The sequence below is a fragment of the Veillonella absiana genome (assembly GCF_032970865.1).
Taxonomy (GTDB): domain Bacteria; phylum Bacillota; class Negativicutes; order Veillonellales; family Veillonellaceae; genus Veillonella; species Veillonella absiana.
On sequence record NZ_JAWJZB010000006.1, the window covers coordinates 158127 to 180397 of the forward strand.

The 22271-nt window shown below is 42.1% G+C and carries 17 protein-coding genes, 3 tRNA genes and 1 rRNA gene; 20 read left to right on the plus strand and 1 reads right to left on the minus strand.

Going from position 1 to position 22271, the window contains the following annotated elements:
* Nucleotides 1-107 precede the first annotated feature (107 nt).
* The 8 genes from recQ (at nucleotide 108) to RVY80_RS06450 (ending at nucleotide 11600) form a co-directional block, all read left to right on the plus strand.
* Complete coding sequence (gene recQ / locus RVY80_RS06415; RefSeq protein WP_317329988.1) at nucleotides 108-2057, plus strand: DNA helicase RecQ; 1950 nt, start codon at nucleotides 108-110, stop codon at nucleotides 2055-2057.
* Nucleotides 2058-2165: 108 nt separating this feature from the next.
* Nucleotides 2166-2957: a thymidylate synthase gene (locus RVY80_RS06420; protein ID WP_295190430.1), complete on the plus strand. Its 792-nt coding sequence runs from the start codon at nucleotides 2166-2168 to the stop codon at nucleotides 2955-2957.
* A gap of 429 nt (nucleotides 2958-3386) precedes the next feature.
* Nucleotides 3387-3872, plus strand: a complete 486-nt coding sequence (locus RVY80_RS06425) for a dihydrofolate reductase (protein ID WP_295190427.1) — start codon at nucleotides 3387-3389, stop codon at nucleotides 3870-3872.
* Nucleotides 3873-3996: 124 nt separating this feature from the next.
* Entirely contained in the window at nucleotides 3997-6201 is a 2205-nt protein-coding gene (locus RVY80_RS06430) for a Tex family protein (RefSeq protein ID WP_317329989.1), read from the plus strand.
* Nucleotides 6202-6456: 255 nt separating this feature from the next.
* Entirely contained in the window at nucleotides 6457-7944 is a 1488-nt protein-coding gene (locus RVY80_RS06435) for an aldehyde dehydrogenase family protein (protein ID WP_317329990.1), read from the plus strand.
* Between the two features lie 308 nt (nucleotides 7945-8252).
* The gene (locus RVY80_RS06440) at nucleotides 8253-9866 is read left to right on the plus strand and encodes a DEAD/DEAH box helicase (protein WP_317329991.1); all 1614 of its coding nucleotides are present in this window, start codon (nucleotides 8253-8255) and stop codon (nucleotides 9864-9866) included.
* A 312-nt stretch (nucleotides 9867-10178) separates the two neighbouring features.
* Complete coding sequence (locus tag RVY80_RS06445; protein WP_295190416.1) at nucleotides 10179-10598, plus strand: Fur family transcriptional regulator; 420 nt, start codon at nucleotides 10179-10181, stop codon at nucleotides 10596-10598.
* A 165-nt stretch (nucleotides 10599-10763) separates the two neighbouring features.
* A complete protein-coding gene (locus tag RVY80_RS06450) occupies nucleotides 10764-11600 on the plus strand; it encodes a deoxyribonuclease IV (protein WP_317329992.1) in 837 nt (278 codons plus the stop codon).
* Nucleotides 11601-11742: 142 nt separating this feature from the next.
* On the opposite strand, the gene RVY80_RS06455 is transcribed toward RVY80_RS06450, so the two are convergent.
* Nucleotides 11743-12228: an NAD(P)-dependent oxidoreductase gene (locus tag RVY80_RS06455; RefSeq protein WP_317329993.1), complete on the minus strand. Its 486-nt coding sequence runs from the start codon at nucleotides 12226-12228 to the stop codon at nucleotides 11743-11745.
* A 183-nt stretch (nucleotides 12229-12411) separates the two neighbouring features.
* On the opposite strand from RVY80_RS06455, the gene RVY80_RS06460 reads away from it, so the two are divergent.
* From RVY80_RS06460 to RVY80_RS06515, 12 genes are all read left to right on the plus strand, one after another.
* Entirely contained in the window at nucleotides 12412-12777 is a 366-nt protein-coding gene (locus RVY80_RS06460) for a winged helix-turn-helix transcriptional regulator (RefSeq protein WP_411040713.1), read from the plus strand.
* A gap of 12 nt (nucleotides 12778-12789) precedes the next feature.
* Nucleotides 12790-14136, plus strand: a complete 1347-nt coding sequence (locus tag RVY80_RS06465; protein ID WP_317329994.1) for an exonuclease SbcCD subunit D — start codon at nucleotides 12790-12792, stop codon at nucleotides 14134-14136.
* Between the two features lie 11 nt (nucleotides 14137-14147).
* The gene (locus RVY80_RS06470) at nucleotides 14148-17477 is read left to right on the plus strand and encodes an SMC family ATPase (RefSeq protein ID WP_317329995.1); all 3330 of its coding nucleotides are present in this window, start codon (nucleotides 14148-14150) and stop codon (nucleotides 17475-17477) included.
* A gap of 623 nt (nucleotides 17478-18100) precedes the next feature.
* On the plus strand, nucleotides 18101-18472 hold the full coding sequence (locus RVY80_RS06475; protein ID WP_295190398.1) for a VOC family protein: 372 nt from the start codon (nucleotides 18101-18103) through the stop codon (nucleotides 18470-18472).
* Between the two features lie 137 nt (nucleotides 18473-18609).
* The gene (locus RVY80_RS06480; RefSeq protein WP_317329996.1) at nucleotides 18610-19317 is read left to right on the plus strand and encodes a tRNA threonylcarbamoyladenosine dehydratase; all 708 of its coding nucleotides are present in this window, start codon (nucleotides 18610-18612) and stop codon (nucleotides 19315-19317) included.
* Nucleotides 19314-19745, plus strand: coding sequence for a peptidylprolyl isomerase (locus RVY80_RS06485; RefSeq protein WP_317329997.1), 432 nt, complete (start codon nucleotides 19314-19316; stop codon nucleotides 19743-19745). The genes RVY80_RS06480 and RVY80_RS06485 overlap by 4 nt, the downstream gene beginning before the upstream one ends.
* Before the next feature lie 4 nt (nucleotides 19746-19749).
* Nucleotides 19750-20388: a hypothetical protein gene (locus RVY80_RS06490; RefSeq protein ID WP_295190390.1), complete on the plus strand. Its 639-nt coding sequence runs from the start codon at nucleotides 19750-19752 to the stop codon at nucleotides 20386-20388.
* Nucleotides 20389-20390: 2 nt separating this feature from the next.
* Nucleotides 20391-21230 carry a polyamine aminopropyltransferase gene (gene speE, locus RVY80_RS06495; RefSeq protein WP_295190387.1) on the plus strand — a complete coding sequence of 280 codons (840 nt, stop codon included), beginning with the start codon at nucleotides 20391-20393 and terminating at the stop codon, nucleotides 21228-21230.
* A 298-nt stretch (nucleotides 21231-21528) separates the two neighbouring features.
* A tRNA-His gene (locus RVY80_RS06500) sits at nucleotides 21529-21604 on the plus strand.
* A 29-nt stretch (nucleotides 21605-21633) separates the two neighbouring features.
* Nucleotides 21634-21708, plus strand: a tRNA-Gln gene (locus RVY80_RS06505).
* 4 nt (nucleotides 21709-21712) lie between these two features.
* A tRNA-Lys gene (locus tag RVY80_RS06510) sits at nucleotides 21713-21788 on the plus strand.
* A gap of 375 nt (nucleotides 21789-22163) precedes the next feature.
* Nucleotides 22164-22271 (plus strand): 16S ribosomal RNA (locus RVY80_RS06515); the annotation flags it as partial.

Below are 22271 nucleotides of genomic sequence, written 5' to 3' on the forward strand. Positions count from 1 at the left end.
ACCATAGCTATTGGAAGTCGTTATGACCTGAATGACTAATTCCAGTCGTATGTAACTTTAGATAATGTAACCGACAATGAACTGTAACGATGAAAGGAGGCATAGCCATGGAGCAATCAGCCCAAATGAAACGGGCTCTCGAGATATTGCATACCTATTGGGGCTATGCCTCTTTTCGTCCTGCCCAAGTGGCTCCGGTAGAGGCGTTACTTCGCAACGAGGACGTGCTCGGTATCATGCCGACCGGGGCGGGAAAATCCATTTGTTTTCAAGTGCCTGCACTATGTAAACAAGGCTTGACCATCGTGTTTTCGCCACTTATTTCGTTGATGAAGGACCAGGTAGACGGACTTCTCGAAATGAATGTGCCTGCGGCATTGATTAACAGTACCCTATCACAAGCGGAATTTAGCAAGACTATGTATCTCATTCGCAGTGGTCAAATTAAATTACTATATATCGCACCAGAACGATTGGATTCCACATTCTTCTGTAACGTGTTGCGTGGCATGCCCATTGCGCAGGTCATCGTGGATGAAGCCCATTGTATTTCTGAGTGGGGACACGATTTTCGTCCGTCCTATCGGATGATTGGGGAATTCCTCAAAACATTGCGCCATCGCCCGGTAATCGGCGCTTTCACAGCGACAGCGACGAAGTCTGTTGAAAATGATATTCGTAAATTGCTAGGATTGCAGGATGCGAACGTGCATGTGACGGGATTCGATAGACCAAATTTGAAATTTTCCGTTATTCGCACGTCCCAGCGCATGGATTTTATCGTCGATTACGTGCTTCAACATGCGGAGGAGAATGGGATTATTTACTGTTCCACCCGCAAGGATGTGGAAAAGGTTTATAACAATCTGACCAAGGCGGGTATTTCGACGGGCTATTACCATGCCGGTTTGTCCGACGAGTTGCGCAAGACGATGCAAAATTATTATGCCTACGATCAGGTGCAGGTCATGGTGGCCACTAATGCGTTCGGCATGGGCATCGACAAGAGCAATGTGCGCTATGTGCTGCATTACCAGATGCCGCGCAATATGGAATCCTATTATCAGGAGGCAGGTCGGGCCGGTCGCGATGGGGCGCCGGCGGAATGCATTCTCCTGTACAATGGTCAGGACGTGCAGATTCACAAGTACCTCATCAGTCAGGGCAGCCATGAGGCGGGCCGTCAGGACGTGGAACTGCGCAAATTGCAAGCCATGATCGACTACTGCTTCTGTAGTACGTGTCTTCGTAAATACATGATTAATTACTTTGGTGAAAGCACCCCTTGGGATCGTTGCGACAATTGTAGTTCTTGCGAGTCTCAAGGCAATACGGTGAACGTAACGCGCGAGGCTAAGGCTATATTCCGTGCCATCCGTGGCACCGAGGAACGATTTGGGGCGACCATGATTTGTTCTATCGTTCGTGGTGAAAGAACGGAACGCATTACCCGCGCCGGCTATGATGCGCTGCCAGTATTTGGTTATCTCAGTGATATTGGAGATAAAGAAATCAAAGGCCTCATTCATCAATTTGTTGCCTCTGGTTATTTGCAATCATCAACTGGTAAATATCCCATACTTTCACTCACCGCTGGTGCCGAAGAGGTTCTAGCCGGTCATAAAAAGGTAGAGGAAATTCGCCAAGAGGTATTCGTACCAAAACGTAAATCCGTCAGTGGCAGACGAAATGCAGATACCATGCGTAATGCTAGTGGTATTGGAGCTTTCGGTGGGGCAGGTTCCGTTGGTGCATCAAATGGATTCAGTGGAAACGGCGGAACTAGCCGTTCGGCTGGCGCTAGAGGCTCTGCCATGGTCAATCGCACATCGGGCAGTTCCGGTCTATTTGAACACTTGCGTTTGCATCGAAAGGCCCTTGCACAAGAGGCTAAGATTCCTCCATATCTGATTTTCCCAGATACAGTGCTCATCGACTTGGCCAATTTGAAACCAAGTACTTTAGCCGAGTTTCATGCCGTCAAAGGTGTGGGTGAGGCGAAATTAAAAAAATATGGCACATCGTTTTTAGAGGCCATCGCAAATTATAGAGGTTAATAGTTGGTTTGTGCTATCCCAACATGAAATGGGGATAGCGCATTTCATAGCTTTCACATCGAACATTGTTATAATACACAACATAGTACATAGATAGGGAGTGATACCATGAGTTTAGCTGATACACAGTACCTTCAAATTATTGAAAACATTCTAGAACACGGCACATTCGGGAAAAACCGAACTGGCGTGGCGACGTATAAATTGCCTCATCAACTCATGCAATTTGATTTGCAAGAGGAATTCCCGATTTTGACTACGAAATTCGTGGCTTTCAAAACGGCGGTGAAAGAATTGTTATGGATTTGGCAAATGCAATCCAATGATGTGCGCAAGTTGCAAGACATGAACGTTCGCGTTTGGGACGAATGGATGCGCGAAGACGGTACCATCGGCAAAGCCTATGGCTACCAAATTGCGAAATACAAACAGTTAGATAATTTGATTAACACCATTAAACATGATCCAGACAGTCGTCGCATGATTGTGACATTGTGGAATATCGAGGATTTACCGGATATGGCGTTGCAACCATGTGCGTATGAAACATTGTGGGATGTGGCGGATAGCCATTTGAATTGCATGCTCGTACAACGTAGTGGCGATATGGGCCTTGGCATTCCGTTTAATACAGCACAATACGCTGCCTTGGTGTGCATGATTGCCCAAGTGACAGGATTGAAGCCAGGTAAATTTACCCATGTCATCAACAATGCACATATTTATGAAAATCATGTAGATGCATTACGTGAGCAATTATCTCGTCGCAATCAAGCATTGGCGGCACCAAAAATCATTGTAAATCCTGAGATTCATGATTTCTATGACTTTAAACCAGAGGATGTTGTTCTTGATGGCTATGAACATCTTGGAAAACTATCCATGGAAGTGGCCGTATAAATTACCGAAATTTTGTAGTGTATATCAATACGATAGGGAGCGGATTTCTGCAAATGCACGAAGGAAATCCCCAGTAATTATCGTAATGGTTCTGTAAAATGTACCGCAAGTTCACGTAAATACTGGAGTTATGAACTGTTTGTGTATAACTTTGTGGATAAGTTGGTGGCGAACATACATTTTGTGCGTAACTCATTCACAATAAAATGTGGATATTGTGGATAACTAAGTTCGAATGTTTGAAAAACCAGCATATTTGTTGAGAAATTAGGTTGTGCGTAAAATGTGCATAACTTGTGGAAAACCAATAGCTTGGTGTGCAAAGTTTTGTGGATAATTTTAAAATTAAGTGGATAACTAAAACATTTGACCCCATTTTGTACGTAAAAATACTATGTGCTGTGGACAAGTCGATGTATGAGGAACAATATGTTAGCATTAATCGTAGCAGTGGCTCATAATCGTGTCATTGGCAAAGATAATACTTTGATTTGGCATTTGCCAAATGATTTGAAATTCTTTAAAGAGAAGACAACAGGCCATGTGATTATCATGGGGCGCAAGACCTTTGAGAGTCTGCCATTCCTATTGCCGAATCGTGAGCATTGGGTCATTACAAAGGACAAAGGCTTTGATGCGCCAGAGGGCGTGCGTATTTTCCATTCCCCTGAGGCTGTGGCAGAGGCAGCCAAGGATTTGGACGCGGCCTATGTTATCGGTGGGGCGCAAATCTATGAGGCGTTTTTGCCATTCGTAGATGTGATGCACATTACCGAAGTGGATCACACCTTTGAGGGCGATGCGTTCTTCCCAGAATTTGATGCATCACAATTTGAAATTGTGGAAACCATCGAGGGTACAGTGGATGAGAAAAATAAATATCCACACAAATTTGTAACTTATAAACGTAAATAATCAGTAGATAACTAGTAGATAATTTTGCGCCCATCGAGGCGTTATTAAGTAGTAGCATGTAACACCTATCGCAGAATGCCCTTTGGGGCTTTCACAAAAATGATAGTTGAAAGGATTTGTATTCATGAACGAGAGAATGTTTGAGATTATTGCTAAGGAATTAGCAGTGCGCCCTAAGCAAGTGCAAGCGGCAGTTGAGTTATTAGACGATGGTAACACGGTGCCATTCATCGCTCGTTACCGCAAAGAGGTGACAGGGGAATTGCAAGACGAGCAATTACGTACCATCGAGGAACGCATCCAGTACCTCCGCAATTTGGAAAAACGTCGCGAGGAAATCGTGGCGTCCATTACGGAACAGGAAAAAATGACGGACGAGCTCAACGCAGCTTTGATGAAAGCCACAAAATTGCAAGAGTTAGAGGATTTGTATTTACCATACCGCCCTAAAAAACGCACCCGCGCATCCATTGCTCGTGAACGTGGCTTGGAACCATTGGCCACAATGATTATGGACGATTCCGTAGCCAATGGTGATCCATTGGTAATCGCAGCAGATTTCATCAACGATGAAGTGCCAACGCCGGAGGATGCCATTCAAGGTGCATCTGATATTGTAGCGGAAATGGTGAGCGATAGTGCCGAATTCCGTAAATACTTGCGTAAAACGATGTGGAATGAAGGCTTTGTACAAACTGTACTCGCTGGCGACGAAGAGGTACAACAAGGTTTCTTGCAATACGGCGAATATGCAGAACCAATCCGTCAAATGCCATCCCATCGTATTTTGGCTATCAACCGCGGCGAGAAACTAGGTGCTTTGAAAGTAGGCATTACCGTTCCTGACGATAAATACATCGAATACATGATTGGCAAATTGCATAAAGGCAATTCTATTTTCTCCGAATATAAATCTTCAGCGGTAGCTGATGCGTATAAACGTTTGCTATATCCAGCATTGGAGCGTGAAATTCGTAATGAACTCACAGAAAATGCGGATGAACAAGCTATCAAAATCTTCGCAGTAAACCTTAAAAATCTATTGTTACAACCACCATTGGCAGGTCATGTCATCATGGGCCTTGATCCAGGGTACCGTACTGGTTGTAAAATGGCCATCATCGATGCCCAAGGTAATGTGCTCGATTATGGTGCCTACTATTTAACGAATAGTGAAAAGCTTCGCAAAGAGGCACAAAAGGTATTGGCCGATAAAATTCGTAAATTTGGCGTCACACTATTATCTATCGGTAATGGTACGGCCTCTTACGAAACGGAACAATTTGCTTCCACTATGATTGAGGAAGAAAAATTGAACTGTCATTACATCATCACCAACGAAGCAGGTGCCTCCGTGTACTCTGCCTCTAAACTCGCTATCGACGAATTACCTGATTTGGACGTAACCATTCGTGGTGCCGTATCCATTGCTCGTCGTGTACAAGATCCATTGGCTGAATCTGTTAAAATCGACCCAAAATCCATTGGCGTTGGTCAATACCAACATGATGTTAATCAAAAACAATTGACCAATACTTTGGACCAAGTGGTAGAAACCGTAGTTAACCATGTAGGCGTTGAATTGAATACTGCATCTCCAGCTATCTTGCAACACATCGCTGGTATCTCCAGTGCGGTGGCTAAAAATATCGTGGCCTATCGCCAAGAGAAAGGTGCCTTCAAGAGCCGTAAAGAATTGTTGAAAGTACCTCGTTTAGGACCAGCTGCCTTCACACAATGTGCCGGTTTCCTTCGTTTGCAACAAGGTAAAAATGCGTTGGATAATACATCCGTCCATCCAGAATCCTATGAACTAGCTGAACAAATCGTGGGCGAATTAGGATTCACGTTGAAGGATTTACAAGATAAAAAATCCCTCGAACAATTGCAGGTCAAATTGCCATTAGTAGATGCTGAAAAATTGGCCGGCAAATTGAACGCTGGTGTACCAACTGTTCGGGATATCTTAGATGCTTTGGCAAAACCAGGTCGCGATCCACGTGAAGATCTACCAGCACCATTGACTCGTAAACATGTTGTGAGCCTTGAGGATATCAAGGTTGGTACTGTGGTAACAGGTACTGTTCATAATGTTGTGGACTTTGGCGCCTTCATCGACTTTGGTTTGAAAACAAATGGTCTCTTGCACCGCAGCGAGGTATGTAATGGTCGTCAACATCCATCCGATGTACTCGCCGTAGGGGATATCATCGAGGCAGAAATTATTTCTGTTGAGGTAAAACGTAATCGTATCGGTCTCTCTGTGAAAGCCTTAAAAAACAAAGACCTTAAAAAACAAAGAGAAGAACAAGAAAAAAGCATAAATTGAATAGTGATTAATAGATAAAATGCCCCCAATAGTAGAATCAATAATCTAATATTGGGGGTATTTTATAGACTGGACAGTACTTCTCATTGAATGCTGTCCTATTTTTTTGAATGATAATTTGATATTGAAAAAATTCTATTTAATTTACAAAATACATATTGAAAAAATTTGATATAGATGATACAATACAATCAGAAGTAGAGAATTATTATTACTTTAAAGCTTCACTATTATTTCTTTTTTCGGAGGTGTCACATGAGCTTGAACCTAAAAGAAACATATGGATTATTAATTAATAATGAATGGGTACCAGCATCTGACGGTACATTATTTGAAGCACACAACCCAGCTAATGGTGAATTGTTAGCTAAATGTGCAGAAGCAACAAAAGAAGACGTTGATCGCGCTGTGGATGCAGCTACAGAAGCTTTCAAAACGTGGAAACATACATCTAAAATTGAACGTGCTAATTATTTATTAGCTATTGCAGATGCGATTGATGCTCATTTGGAGCATTTCGCACAAGTAGAAACTCATGATAATGGTAAACCAATCCGTGAAACTCGCGGTTTAGATATTCCATTTGCATCTGATCACTTCAGATATTTTGCCGGCGTTCTTCGTGCAGAAGAAGGTTCCGCTACTATGCTTGACGACAATACAATGGCATTGATTGTTCATGATCCAATTGGGGTTGTAGGTCAAGTTGTACCTTGGAACTTCCCATTCTTGATGGCTGCTTGGAAATTAGCACCTGCATTGGCATCTGGTTGTACAGTAGTTATTAAACCATCCAGCCATACATCCTTGAGTCTGTTGGAACTTGGCGATGTTTTGAAAGATATCCTTCCTCCAGGCGTTGTGAACATCGTAACTGGTAAAGGTTCCCAATCTGGTCAATTTATCTTGGATCACCCTGGTTTCAGCAAATTGGCTTTCACAGGAAGTACAGAAGTTGGTCTCGACGTTTACAAAGCGGCATCGCAACGTTTGATTCCTGCTACTTTGGAATTGGGCGGTAAATCTGCGAATATCTTCTTTGAAGATGCTAATTGGGAACAAGCCCTTGATGGTGCGATGCTCGGCATTTTGTTCAACCAAGGTCAAGTATGTTGTGCAGGCTCCCGTATTTTTGTACAAGACACAATTTATGATAAATTCGTAGCTGAGTTGTCCACATTGTTTAACAATGTAAAAGTAGGATTGCCTTGGAATGACGATACACAATTGGGTTCTGCTAGTTATGAAGGTCAAGTTCGTAAAGTGCTAGAATATGTTGAAATTGCTAAGCAAGAAGGCGCTACTATCGCTGCTGGCGGCGTACGCGTTACAGAAGATGGCCTTGATAAGGGTTGCTTCGTACGCCCAACATTGATTACAAACGTAACTAATGATATGCGCGTAGCTCGTGAAGAAATCTTTGGACCAGTTGCGGTAGTTATCAAATTCCATAGTGAAGAAGAAGTTATCGAAATGGCTAACGATAGTCAATATGGTCTAGGCGGTGGCGTATTTACTCAAAATATTAACAGAGCTATCCGCGTAGCACGTGCCGTTGAAACTGGTCGTATGTGGGTTAATACATACAACTCTATCCCAGCTGGCGCTCCATTTGGCGGCGTAAAACAATCTGGTATTGGTCGTGAAACTCATAAAGTAATGTTGGAACATTATACTCAAATGAAATCCATCATTATCAATCTTAATGATCAACCATCTGGCCTATATGACTTAGATCGATAGAATATATTGTTAAATCATTAGTCTAGTTGATTTGAAATAGTAAAATTGGGGACTGTGAAAGTTGCTGTAGTGGCACTTTCACAGTCCTTGTTTTATATAGATAATTTATTACTAGGATTTAATTTCTTATTGCATTATTCTAAAAAGTCCTTGTTACATCGACTATGGGGGAGTATATTTTTATTTTTGAATTCTATAGTTTCCCCGATTCGTGTAATTTGAACCTATCGAGGTATCTATAATTTTAAATATATGTTATACTATTCTAACGTGCATAATTCGTGCACGAAGGAGGAAACACATATTTTATGTTAGAAAAATTTGAACAATTAATGATTAGCGAACCTGTTCTAAGAGCGTTAAACGACATGGGCTTTGAAGAGCCTACGCCAATTCAACAGGAAGCTATCCCAGTTGCCATGAGTGGTCAAGACATGATCGGTCAAGCTCAAACAGGTACTGGCAAAACGGCCGCATTCGGTATTCCTGTGTTGGAACGCGTAGACGGGACTAATCGTCACGTTCAAGTGGTTATTTTATCTCCAACTCGTGAATTAGCTATTCAAGTAGCTGAAGAGCTCAACAAAATGGCTCAATACACGGACATTCAAGCGTTGCCTATTTATGGCGGTCAAGACATTAATCGTCAATTCCGCTCATTGCGTAAGAACCCACAAATCATTGTGGCAACACCAGGCCGCTTGATGGACCATATGGATCGTGGTTCCATTAAATTAGACCAAGTTAAAATCGTCGTTCTTGATGAAGCTGACGAAATGTTAAACATGGGCTTCGTAGATGACATCAACAAAATTTTGCAAGAAGTTCCTGAAGAACGCCAAACTTTGTTATTCTCTGCCACAATGCCAAAAGCAATTCAAAACTTGGCTGAAACATACCTAACAGAACCAACATTGATTCGTATGAAAGCGACTCAACTTACTATGGACTCTATCGAACAGTACTACATCGAAGTACAAGACCGTCAAAAATTTGACGTATTGTGCCGATTGTTCGATATTCAAGCTCCAGAACTTGCTATCATCTTTGCGCGTACAAAACGTCGTGTTGATGAAGTAACGGAAGGCTTGAAAAAACGTGGTTACATGGCTGAGGGGATTCATGGTGATTTATCCCAACAGAAACGTGACAGTGTTATTCGCCAATTCCGCGAAGGCATTATCGATATTTTAGTAGCTACTGACGTAGCAGCTCGTGGTCTTGATATCTCTGGTGTATCTCATGTATACAACTATGATTTACCTCAAGATCCTGAAAGCTACACGCACCGTGTTGGTCGTACAGGCCGTGCGGGTAAAACTGGCGAAGCTTTCACATTCGTTATCCCTCGTGAGATGGAACATTTGCATGCCATCGAACGTTTGATTAAACGTAAAATCGCTCGTCGTCGTGCTCCATCCTTGGGTGAGGTTCTAGAAGGTCAACAACGTTTGGCAATCGAAAGCCTCGTTGAAATGACTGACAACGCAGAAGCATTAGCACCATTCCGTTCCAGTGCAGAAGGATTGTTGAATGACACTGATTCTGTAACATTATTAGCAGCAGCATTGAAATTGTTGACTAAGGAACCGGATCAAACACCTGTAAATATTACAGAAGAAAAACCATTGCGCGTACGTAAATCTCGTCGTGAAGGCGGCCGTGGTCGTGACCGCGATCGTCGCCGTTCTGGTGACCGTCGTCGTGAGGGCCGTGATGGCGAAAGACGCGATGGCGATCGTCCACGCCGTGACCGTCGTGATGGTGATTGTCCTCGTCGTGAACGCCGTGATGATGAGCGACCTAGACGTGATCGCAAAGACGGTGACCGTCCAAGACGTGATGACCGTGCTAGTCGTCCTCGCTCTGGCGAAAGAAAACCAGCTCATAAAGCTAATTTCAAACCTTACTTCGAAGACTAAACTTTGATGTAATATAAACAGGCAAACCCCTAGAAAGGTTCATTCCCATTCGACTAGACATAACGTCTAAGCTCATGGTAATGAATCCTTTCTGGGGGTTCTTGTGTTAAGTACCTCAACAAAGATTAGTCTTGAAGGTGTTATTTTTGAAATTGGGTTTATGAGCCTTAAAGTATTGCTAATTTGCTATAAAACATGATATAATTAGTAAACAATAATAGTTATTTATTGACACTTTTAGAGTTGTAATAGATAACTGTGTTCATGAGTGATGAACATTTTATTTTCCAAGTGGAAGAAAGGTTGAGTAGTATGGATATTGCTCAAATTTTACGTAGTGAAGGGTTTAAAGTTACTCCTCAACGTATCGCTATTTACCAGGCATTAACTGGTCATCATAATCATCCAACTGCAGAACTGATTTATCAAAGTTTACGCGCTGAACATCCTAGCATGAGCTTGGCGACAGTATATAAAACGATGGAAATTTTTGAAAAAATCGGTCTTGTAAAAGTTCTTGACGTTGGCGATGATTGCGCTCGTTATGACTGGGATACACAAAATCACTCTCATATCCGTTGCACAGTTTGCAACAAGGTAGAGGATTTGATGGGTATCGATTCGAAGGCTATTTCCAAAATCGTTGAGGAAGGTAGCGAATATCGAGTAACAGGGCAACAGATTACCTTTGAAGGTATTTGCCCTGATTGCTTACGTAAACAGAGTCATTAAAACCGTAACCCCATGACATAGGAAAACCTGTGCCATGGGGTTATTTTATGGTCAGATTAGAGAAATAACTAAAAAATTATATAGGATACATTAACACCTACAGTATCGCCTGTATACTATTAGGATAGATACTAAGTGAACTATTATAGACAGAAAGGATTTACTATGTTTGTTATTGGTAGCCATTTATCGATTAGTAAAGGCTATTTATATATGGGCCAAGAGGCCAGCTCTATTGGGGCGAATACATTCCAATTTTTCTCTCGTAATCCCCGTGGTGGTCAAGTACGTGCTTTTGACGAGGCGGACATGAAGGCTCTTGTGGCATACATGGAGGAACATAATTTTGGCCGGTTGCTTGCTCATGCTCCATACACATTGAATGCCTGTGCAGCAAAACCCGATTTGCGTGAATTTGCGAAAAATTCTATGCGTGAAGATTTGGAGCGCATGGAATATATTCCTGGGAATATGTATAACTTTCACCCAGGCAGTCATGTAAAACAGGGGATGGATCAAGGCATCGAATATATCATTGATTGCCTCAACGAAGTAATGTTCCCAGGCATGAAAACGACAGTGCTTCTTGAAGCGATGGCTGGCAAGGGCACAGAGGTGGGGTCTAAATTTGAAGAATTGGCGCGTATTATTGATGGCGTTAAACTAAAAGAATACCTCGGTGTTTGTGTCGATACATGTCACATCCACGAAGGCGGTTATGATATCGTCAATAATTTGGAGGGCGTTCTCGATGAATTTGATTCTATCGTTGGTATTGATCGTTTACATGCTATTCATTTGAACGATTCTAAAAATCCGATTGGCGCCCACAAGGACCGTCATGAAAAAATCGGCGAAGGTCATATCGGTATCGATGCCATCGCGCGTATCGTGACACATCCGAAATTGACAAACTTGCCGTTCTATTTGGAAACGCCAAATGAGTTGGACGGTTACGCAAAGGAAATCGCTATGCTTCGTTCTATCGTGGACAATGCATAATTCGGCGATGAAAACGATTTTTGTGAAAGTAAATAAAATACTTTATTGAAATAGCGTAGAGAAACAACTATATAACTAGAAAGCTCGTGTTCAGAGAAATAATCATCTCTGAGCACGAGCTTTAGTATTTTCAGTCTATAATTTATTTTTGAATGACAGATAAACGTTGGCGTGTATGGTTGTTGCTTTCAATAGCGTCTACAAACGCCTTGGCGTAATCTGCGTAGCTGCGACCTTCCTTCATCGCACTAGCGACTGGTTTGTATGCTTCTGGGAAATCAGGGGTGTTGAAATGTTGGATTGTGTGTTCTTGATCCATATACAAGCTAGATGCACCACCAACAACAAATAAGCGTGTAGGTGTATTACGTAATAATTGAGCTACATGGATTAAACCGTCTTTGTGCAAATGTAATGTGTCTGGGGTCCAATAGCCTGTGGCTTGCACTACTACATCAAATTGAGTGAGATCTTGTGCTGCAAGGGACATGATGTCTTTTTCAATAGCGCTACCATTATATTTTTGTTTGTTACGTACAATACCTGTAACTTGATGACCGCGTTTTTCTGCTTCGGCTGCGATTAAATGACCGGATTTTCCTGTAATACCAATAATTGCGATGTTCATAATTATCTATCTCTTTCTATTGCAAAAATATGTAATTCTGTTACACTTGAATTAACTTGTAACTACAGTATAGGTCTGTACAATAATTTATACAAGTACGGTCTTTTGGTATTGCAAGTATCTTTTATGATAGTATTGTGTAACTATAAGGATTTAAAATATAAAAATAAATTAGGAGGAATCATGGGTATATCGAAAACTGTACAAGAAATGAGTGCAGAAAATTTATTTGGTATCTGTCCATATGTAACGACACAGAAATTATTGGCTGGGAAATGGTCGATTTTAGTGATGCATCATTTGAGCGAAGGAACGAAACGTTTTAATGAATTGCATCGTGAAATGGCCGATTTAACCCAAACTACATTGACGAAGCAACTCAGATTCCTTGAGGAGGAGGGCTTAGTAAAACGAACTGTGTATCCAGAGGTGCCGCCACGCGTAGAGTATTCTCTAACACCGATAGGTGAACAATTCAAAATTGTGCTAGATAGTCTCGAGGTATGGGGCAATCAGTACATTGAGTATATCAAGGTGAAAAAGGCATAAGGGGGAGGTCTCATGAGATTATTGCACACGGCGGACTGGCATCTGGGCCGTATTTTTTATGCCCGATATTTGACTGAGGACCAGGCGCATGTATTGGAACATCAATTTTTCGACCTGTTGAAAGACCAAAATATAGACGGCATTTTATTGGCCGGAGATATTTATGATCGCTCTGTGCCACCAGTTGAGGCTGTTGAATTGTGGGATTCTGTTATCACAAAACTAGCGATGGATTATAATATTCCTCTTTTTGGAATCAGTGGTAATCATGATGGGCCTGAGCGACTCGAGGTGGGCCGTCATATGCTGGCCAATAGTGGCGTCCATATTTGGGGTACACCGGAGCATGCCATGGCGCCATTTACAGTGCAAGATGAATTTGGAGATATCGCTATCTGTCCGATGCCTTTTGCAGAACCGCGACGCATTGATGTGGCGTTGAATAGAAATGGTGAAAGTTCTAATTTGAGTAGTGTTGCTAATCATGCAAATAAATCTACGAAAACAAGTAAATCTACGAAATCAAGTAAAGCAGATAAAAAATCGGTTAAAACCGATATAGAACAATTAGATTTATTTGCTGAGAGTAACAACTTAGCTGTTGATGAAGCAGTAGATGTAGTCGAGATGAATTCGTTTGCAGAGGATATTCATAGACATGACTACGACTCCGTCTATCAACGCTGGAGCGATTACCTCGCTAGCCTTGTACCAAAGAAAACTCGCAAGATTGCTTTATCCCATGCCTTTGTGGCCGGTGGTGAAGTAGGTGGTTCTGAACGTGTATTATCGGTGGGCGGTAATGAGGTTGTGAATCCCGCTGTATTTAGAAACTTTAATTATGCAGCGCTAGGACATTTGCACGGATCCCAACGAGCAGGGGCGGATTATATCCGCTATAGTGGGTCGTTATTGAAATATTCATTTGATGAAAGTAATCAGCAAAAATCCTTCACCATCGTAGATGTGGATAAAAAAGGAAAGGTGTCCCTAGAGTTTATTCCCATAGAGGCGAAGCGTGATGTAGTGGTACTACGTGGTCTGTTTGCTGATTTATTAAATGACCGTACATTACAACAACAACATAAGGAGAATTATATGAAGGTGGAGCTCCTCGATACAGCACCAATCATCGACGGCATGGCTAAATTACGTCAAGCCTATCCCCATTGCATGAATCTTGAATTAGTAGGTCGCATGGAACGAAATGAACTCGATCCGGTGCGACAAGAATATAAAAATTTAAATGAGCGCCAATTGTTTGCGCAGTTTGCCGAAGCTGTGTGGAAGGAGCCTCTTTCACAGGCGCAATCGGAATATATCAATCAGTTGTGGGATGATATTAATAAGGACGAATAGGAGGCCGAATCATGAAACCCATATCGTTACAAATTCAGGCCTTCGGACCCTATAGTGGCACGGTGAATCTCGACTTTACAACCCTCAATGATGCGAAAATGTTCCTCATCACAGGTCCTACGGGGGCGGGCAAAACGAGTGTTCTCGACGCTATCGTATACGCCCTTTATGGCGATCCTAGTGGCGAGGTGCGCAAAACTGATAATATCCGCAGTGATTTTGCCGAGCCTGACACACAGACGCAGGTTATATTTGAATTCTCCGTTGGTGAAAGCACCTACAAAATCGAGCGCTTGCCAAAACAAGAGGTGGCTAAAAAACGTGGGACAGGCACAAAAATGCAAGGCGCCAAGGCCATTGTGTTCCAGTGGAATGATGAAACCAGCGAGTGGGATACCATTGCGACACAAGCCAATGAGGTGAAAGAAACCGTTCAAAGAATCATTGGTTTCCGCAAGGATCAATTTCTACAAGTCGTTCTGTTGCCTCAAGGTGAATTTAGAAAACTGCTGGTAGCAAGCACTAGCGAACGAGAAGAATTGTTACATACATTGTTCCGTACGGAAATTTATCGAAGACTACAAGACAGGTTGCGTGAAGATTACCTAGAGGCCCAAAGTGGTATTTCTGAGAATTTGCAGAAACAAAATTCGTACCTAGAAATGATTGAGCGAACGGAGCCAATTACATCAGGAATTAGCCCTGTAGGCGATTTAGGTTCAGACGATTCAATTATCAGTGCTGAACAAGCAGATGTGATCACGGATGAATTACAACCAATTCTAACCATTGGACACCTAGCGGATTATATTGTTAATCGCGCATCTGAACGAGAAATATTAGAATCTTGTAGAGATGAGGCGACTGAACAAGTAAAAAAATTAGAGGTCATTCGTGATGCAGCGAAGTTCTTTGATACTCAATCTATGGAAGTGGCTAATTATACGGCTCAAGAACAAGCGTTGCTGGATGAGGGACGACAACTGGGACCAATACGATCACAATTAGCTCAGCTAGTTACACTAGAACCTGTGTTTGGGGTGTATGAAAAGCAACTTTCACAAGAGGGACTAGTTAAAACCGTAACGCAGGAGATCGAAAAACTAGGGACATCTTTGGAGGCAGAGCTGGTCAAGGAAACTGGAGCCAAGGAAGAACTCGCCAAGCATCAATTACAAGAGGCGGTATATAACGAACAAGTGGTGAGGTTGCGCCAGTTTGAAAATAATTTGGACCAGTTGGAATCCCTATCTACACAAGTGGATCAATTACAATCGCAGCGAAATGAGTTGGAACAGGTAGCCAGGGATATTGAGCGCAATGCAGAACTTGTGCAAGAATCCGTGGCAAAGGTAACGGAGTTGACCGGTGCCATTGAAACGGATGAACAATGGTTAGGCGAGCATGAAAACGTCGTGGAGGATTTGGCAACAGCGAAAGTACAAAAGACAGCCCTATCTGATTTGGCGAATCAATATGGCGCCTTGAAGAAGCAACAAGCGGAATTAGATCAGAAAAAAACTGCATTAGGGACTGCGAAAACATCTGCAGAATCAGATAAACGCGTAGCTACGACATTGGCGAATGCACTGGCACAGGCTAGTGCATATTCATTGGCCGCTGATTTGAGTGAAGGAGAACCTTGCGCCGTGTGCGGATCCGTCCATCATCCGCATGTAGCAGAGCAACCAGATAATGTGCCCACGGCGGACGACGTTAAACAGGCTCAGGAGAAATCCGATGAATCGCAGGCGAAGTACCATCAATTGGATAGCGCCTACGCATTATTGATGAAACAATATGATACAGATTTGTCAGAATGGCTCTCTGCGACTAAATCTTTGATGAGCTTTGAGGCGGCCAAATCTATGATGAGCTATGATGTGACCAAATCTATGATGAGCTATGATGTGACCAAATCTATGATGAGCTCTGATGCGACCATATCTGCAATGAGTTCTGATGAAAATAAATATGATATGGTGAATCAGACTGATGCTGTTTCGGAGCTAAAGCAAGTGTTGGACGATTTGCTTGCTAAAACAATAGCATCTATCACTGAACTTGAGTCATTGCATAGTACACATAAAACAACGGATACTCGCGTGAAATCTAATCGTAAATCTCTGAAGGATGAGCAACAACAATTGGATGTGACGCGTAAACAAGTTGATGCATTGAAACAGCGAAAACAGACGTTGGATGTAGATATCACAAAATTATCTACCCGCGTTGATTCATTGCAATCGCAGTTGGGCATTCAGGAGGGGACAAACTGGAAATCCGATATGGAGGCATTGCGGACACAGGTGAAAGCCTATGAAACAATGCTGCGAGATATCCAAAATAAACTGCAAAGCATTCAAACGAATGTTACTGCCTATACATCTAAACGTGATTTGCTAACGGTACAATTACAAGAGGCAGAAGCTCAATTGGAGACCATTCAAAATGAATTCGATGCATCTCTTACAACTCAAGATATAACGCTAGATGAATTCGTTGGGATCTATGACACGCGAAATCAGAAACCAGAGTTCGAGAAAACCTTGGCGGATTATGATAAACGTTTGGTTACTTTACAGGGACAACTGCAAGCGAGTCGCGATAAATTGGCAGCATTGTCGGAGCCCACAGAACGTGTGGAAGACGCTGTATATGATGCGGCTGTGCAAACCCGTGATACAGCCATCGGTACGTTGGCGAATTGGGAGAAAGAACAAGCACATCTGGAACAGACTTTGAAAACTGTGCGCGACCTCGATAAATCTATTTCGAAACAGCGTGAACAAGTGGAGTTTATTGGCCGCCTCTATGAATTGGCCAACGGTGGTGAAAGTGGTATCAAGGATGTTACCTTTGAGCGGTATGTACTAGGTGCCATTCTGGATGAAGTTGTTTATGCAGCTAATGACCGCTTACACACCATGAGCCGTGGGCGATACAATTTAGAGCGCACAGACTACTCAGAAACAGGTCGTGGTAAAAAAGGCTTAGACCTTGGTGTTTTGGATAGCTATACAGGTGTGGCTCGTCCGGCGAATACATTATCTGGTGGTGAAACTTTCCTGGCATCATTAGCGCTCGCCCTAGGTTTAGCAGATATTATTCAAAGCTACGCTGGCGGTATTCATATGGATACAATCTTTATTGACGAAGGTTTTGGTACATTGGATCCAGATACATTAGATATTGCCATGGAAACATTGATTGGATTGCAAGATAGCGGACGATTGATTGGGGTTATATCACATGTGCCGGAACTCAAAGAAAGAATTAATGTACATCTTCAAATTTCTCGCTCCTCCAAAGGCAGCACCGCTCAATTTGTTATTGGGTAACCGGGTAGTGTGTATATCTTCTCGACTCACTGAACGGGACGTTCAAAGTTCGCTGCGAAGATATACACACTACTCTACGGTTCGCCGATATTCAAATTTGAAGCGCTGCCCTCCTTTGCAGGATAGAGTATATTAGTGAGACGAGAAATTTGAATATCTACATGGGTGGGGGAAACCCCGAAAGGCCTGAACAAAGAAAAAGTTACTATACGAATAATAGGTATAGTAACTTAATAATTGAAATATATGGTTGTAATTCAGATACAAAAAAGACTACTGGGAGGACGCCACACCCTCCATGAAGTGGCAGCAAAGGCGACTTTCTGCTGTCAGTAGTCTTTATAAGCCTATAATAATTTATTTGATATTAGTCGGTCAAATACATATATGTTCAATATGTTAGATTATCTTTGTTCCCGCATCTAATGAGCAGGGCCATATGTGTCGAGCGAAATTTGAAGGTTTACTTCAGCGTAACGAGCGCATATGGCCCTGCTCAGGCTGAAAATTATGCGTAAGCTCCATGACAACATATACCTTAACCTCAAACATAGAAAAAACTAGATGAATATGATAAGATGATAAGTAAGGTAGTTTTTGTAGGAATTGAAAAGGAGACTATCATGAAATTTTCGTTTGCACATAATAATATTAACGTCAAAGATCTCGACAAGAGCCTAGCTTTCTACAAAGACGCTCTATTTTTAGAAGAGTCTCGCCGTAAAGAAGCGGAAGATGGTTCTTTCATTTTGGTATATTTAAAAAGCCCATATACAGAGCATGAGTTGGAATTGACTTGGCTACGTGATTGGGACCGTCCATATAATCTAGGGGATAATGAAATTCATTTGGCGTTCCGTACCGACGATTATGAAGGAGCCTTGAAAAAGCACAAAGAAATGGGTGTTGTGGTATATGAAAATGAAGGTATGGGGATTTATTTCATCGCCGATCCAGATGGATATTGGACTGAAATCATCCCAAACCGCATGTAAAGACGTCCCGAACCAAATATAAACTCATCTCGAACCGGATATAAGATTATCCTGAATCGGATGTAAAATCGGCTTGAATCGGATGCAATAATTTAGCAAGCACTATAGTGATACAATATAATTTAATAGGAATTTATATGGAACATATGTTAACACGTCTGGAATGGCTCGTTGGTCCAGACAAGATTGAAACCTTAAAGGGCACATCCATCGCGCTCTTTGGCGTGGGTGGTGTAGGCGGAGGGACCCTCGAAGCACTTGTTCGTGCAGGTGTTGGTCGCATTGTCCTCATCGATGGTGACAAGGTGACACCGAGTAATTTGAATCGTCAGTTGATTACGACGAATGAAACAATCGGTCATCGCAAGGTGGATTTGGCGAAGACTCGTGCTTTGGCGATTAATCCAGACATCATCGTAGAAACTCATGACATCGTGTATACGGATGAGGCCTACCCAGGGTTTATTGAAAGTCTCAATGTCGACTTTGTTATCGATGCCATTGATATGGTAACAGCGAAGCTCAACATCATTGAGATTTGTCAACGCGAGGGTATTCCTGTGATTTCTTGTATGGGTGGGGGCAATCGCTTTTACCCAGAGAAACTTGAAATTGCGGATATTAATAAAACACATACGTGCCCACTCGCACGCGTTATGCGGCGCGAACTCAAAAAGAGGGGCATAAAAAAACAATTGGTGCTGTTTTCCACAGAAAAACCGACAAAACCACAATTCCGTCAGGACGGAACGAGTCCGGGAACGTGTAGTTTTGTGCCACCAGTGGCAGGATTTATCTTGGCAGCCCATGTATTACGTACAATTTTGGAGGTAGAACCACAATGAAACAAGCAATTATTCATATGAGCGCAGGCGACATTACCATCGAATTATTTGATCAAGAAGCACCAGGCACAGTACAAAACTTTGTAGATCTTATTAACAAAGGTTTCTACGATGGCTTGACATTCCACCGTGTTATTCCTGGTTTCGTAGCACAAGGCGGCTGCCCTAACGCTACTGGTACAGGTGGCCCTGGCTACACAATTAAAGACGAATTAATCGGCAATCCACATAAACATGAACGTGGTGCATTATCCATGGCTCACCGTGGTCCTAACACTGGCGGTAGCCAATTCTTTATCGTATATGAACCACAACCTCATTTGGATGGTGTGCACACAGTATTTGGTAAAGTAACAGAAGGTATGGACGTTGTTGATGGTATCAAACCAGGCGACGTTATGGAAAAAGTAGAAGTAGTAGAAGGCTAAGAATATGGAAAGAATCGCAATCAAACACCCAGAATGGCTCGACATTAATGCTAATGGTAAAATTTCACATGGCTACGATCAAGAATGGTTTACTGACGAGTGGCAACGCTTGTCTGGTTGCGGTCCTACAACAGCTACGCAAGTTGTGACGTACACAATGTTACGTGATGGCTTACTTGATGTGTCTCAATCTGCTGATCAAGTAGGTGCCTTAGAGCGCATGAATATGATGTGGAATTACGTAAAACCAAGATTTGGCGGTGGCGTATATAAAACGCAATGGATGGAGGCCGGCCTCGGCAAAATGCTCGTGGAAAAGGATTTACCATATGATGTGCATATGATTAATGTATCTCCCTTTGCCGCATCTCGCGTGGAAATTAACGAAGCAGCTGAATTTTTGGTGCAAGGTCTATCCCAAGATGTACCTATCGCATTCTTGAATCGCCACAAGGGTAAGGAACCAGCCCTCTATACTTGGCATTGGGTTCCTATTTGGAGTATTTACGAAGAAGGCGATGATATTCGTTGTAACATTTTTGACGAAGGTGAAATCCGTGAGTTCTCCTTGGTGAATTGGTTGCAGGATACCATACTTGGTGGCGGCTTTGCGTACGTGAGCCCTAAAAAATTGGAGGTATAGGCGTGAGTCAATGGATTACTGAGGAACAAACACCTCATTTGCGTTTAAGCGCAGAAGCAGAAGAAGTATTATATAGTGGTGAATCTGAATTCCAAAAAATCGAAGTGTTCAAATCAAAAGAATATGGTATGATGCTCGCATTAGACGGTGTATTCCAAACATCTGAGCGCGAAGAATTCATCTATCATGAAATGATTGCCCATGTGCCATTATTCTTGCACAAAAATCCTGAACGCGTACTCATCATCGGTGGTGGTGATGGTGGCGTAGCGCGGGAATGTGTACGTCACGACTGCGTGAAAGAAGTAACTATGGTTGAAATCGATGGCAAGGTAGTAGAATTGGCGAAACAATATTTGCCAACTATTTCCAAGGCGATGAATGAAAACCATCCTAAATTGACTGTAAAAATTGGCGACGGCATCGGTTTCATGGCAGAACAAGAGGACTACTATGACGTAATCATCGTGGACTGCTCTGACCCAATTGGCCCTGGGGAAGGTTTATTTACGGAAGAGTTCTATCAAAATACTATGAACGCGTTGAAAAAGGATGGTCTATTTGTACAACAAACAGAATCCCCAATGCTTCATCAACCATTGGTAGAAAAAGTATTCGGCTATGTACAACGTCATTTCCCTATTACACGTTTGTACACTGCATTTATTCCAATCTACCCAGCAGGCATGCATTGTTTCACAATCGGATCCAAAACATATGATCCGTTGACTTGGGAACCAAACCGTGAGCAAAACTTTGAAACAAAATACTATAATTATGGTATTCAAAAGGCTGCGTTTGCATTACCTAACTTTGTGAAAGCATATTTACCTAAAAAATAACAATCTATAATAATCTGGGACTTTCCGATTTGTGAAAGTCCTAGATTGTATTCTATGATAATAGATTAGTATACAGTGTTATTTAGAACTATATTATTTAGGACTATATTATGGTTAGGACTATATTATGGATAGTGAAATACACTTATAGAAAACCGTTGTTATATAGTATGGGGGATAAAAAATAGAAATAAATATTTTATTTTCATTTTTTATAAAAAAGTTGTTGACATGATACCTGTGATTAGGTATAATTCTCTTTGTTACGAAGACAGATATGTCTAGTAGTCATGCTGTGGTGGGTATGGTGAAGTGGTTAACACGGCGGATTGTGGCTCCGTTACTCGTGGGTTCGATCCCCACTACTCACCCCATATACCTACATATCGACGTAATCAATTGTAGGGGTGTCGCCAAGTGGTAAGGCAATGGACTTTGACTCCATTATGCGCTGGTTCGATCCCAGCCACCCCTGCCAACATGACTCACTAGCTCAGTTGGCAGAGCACCTGACTTTTAATCAGGGTGTCCCGCGTTCGAGTCGCGGGTGAGTCACCAAACTAAAACTCACAAGTTTCGGCTTGTGAGTTTTCTATCTCTAATTTTAGAGAAATTGGTTATGATTTAATCTTTGTATTCATATAAATAGTATGAGTGTGAAAGGTTAAATACAATGTATAGTAGCGGTAAAAATTTAGTCAAAAATTTGTCAAAAAAATGTTGACGAGATGAGAAATCACTGATATACTAATACAAGTCGTTAGGGATTAAACCTAATGAACAGATCTTTGAAAACTGAACAATGATAGGTAATCATTTCGAAAGAAATGAACATATGCCAGAGTGCGGGTTTCATTAAATGAAACCAACCAAAAAATTCAAGTTGCTATCAGCAACGACAACAAAAATGAGCTACTCGAATAGCTTCAAGATATCTTGGAGAGTTTGATCCTGGCTCAGGACGAACGCTGGCGGCGTGCTTAACACATGCAAGTCGAACGAAGAGAGATGGGAGCTTGCTCCTATCAATCTTAGTGGCGA

Coding starts and splice junctions, on each gene's coding strand:
- recQ (WP_317329988.1), top strand. CDS start 108: ATGGAGCAATCAGCCCAAATGAAACGGGCTCTCGAGATATTGCATACC.
- RVY80_RS06420 (WP_295190430.1), top strand. CDS start 2,166: ATGAGTTTAGCTGATACACAGTACCTTCAAATTATTGAAAACATTCTA.
- RVY80_RS06425 (WP_295190427.1), top strand. CDS start 3,387: ATGTTAGCATTAATCGTAGCAGTGGCTCATAATCGTGTCATTGGCAAA.
- RVY80_RS06430 (WP_317329989.1), top strand. CDS start 3,997: ATGAACGAGAGAATGTTTGAGATTATTGCTAAGGAATTAGCAGTGCGC.
- RVY80_RS06435 (WP_317329990.1), top strand. CDS start 6,457: ATGAGCTTGAACCTAAAAGAAACATATGGATTATTAATTAATAATGAA.
- RVY80_RS06440 (WP_317329991.1), top strand. CDS start 8,253: ATGTTAGAAAAATTTGAACAATTAATGATTAGCGAACCTGTTCTAAGA.
- RVY80_RS06445 (WP_295190416.1), top strand. CDS start 10,179: ATGGATATTGCTCAAATTTTACGTAGTGAAGGGTTTAAAGTTACTCCT.
- RVY80_RS06450 (WP_317329992.1), top strand. CDS start 10,764: ATGTTTGTTATTGGTAGCCATTTATCGATTAGTAAAGGCTATTTATAT.
- RVY80_RS06455 (WP_317329993.1), bottom strand. CDS start 12,228: ATGAACATCGCAATTATTGGTATTACAGGAAAATCCGGTCATTTAATC.
- RVY80_RS06460 (WP_411040713.1), top strand. CDS start 12,412: ATGGGTATATCGAAAACTGTACAAGAAATGAGTGCAGAAAATTTATTT.
- RVY80_RS06465 (WP_317329994.1), top strand. CDS start 12,790: ATGAGATTATTGCACACGGCGGACTGGCATCTGGGCCGTATTTTTTAT.
- RVY80_RS06470 (WP_317329995.1), top strand. CDS start 14,148: ATGAAACCCATATCGTTACAAATTCAGGCCTTCGGACCCTATAGTGGC.
- RVY80_RS06475 (WP_295190398.1), top strand. CDS start 18,101: ATGAAATTTTCGTTTGCACATAATAATATTAACGTCAAAGATCTCGAC.
- RVY80_RS06480 (WP_317329996.1), top strand. CDS start 18,610: ATGGAACATATGTTAACACGTCTGGAATGGCTCGTTGGTCCAGACAAG.
- RVY80_RS06485 (WP_317329997.1), top strand. CDS start 19,314: ATGAAACAAGCAATTATTCATATGAGCGCAGGCGACATTACCATCGAA.
- RVY80_RS06490 (WP_295190390.1), top strand. CDS start 19,750: ATGGAAAGAATCGCAATCAAACACCCAGAATGGCTCGACATTAATGCT.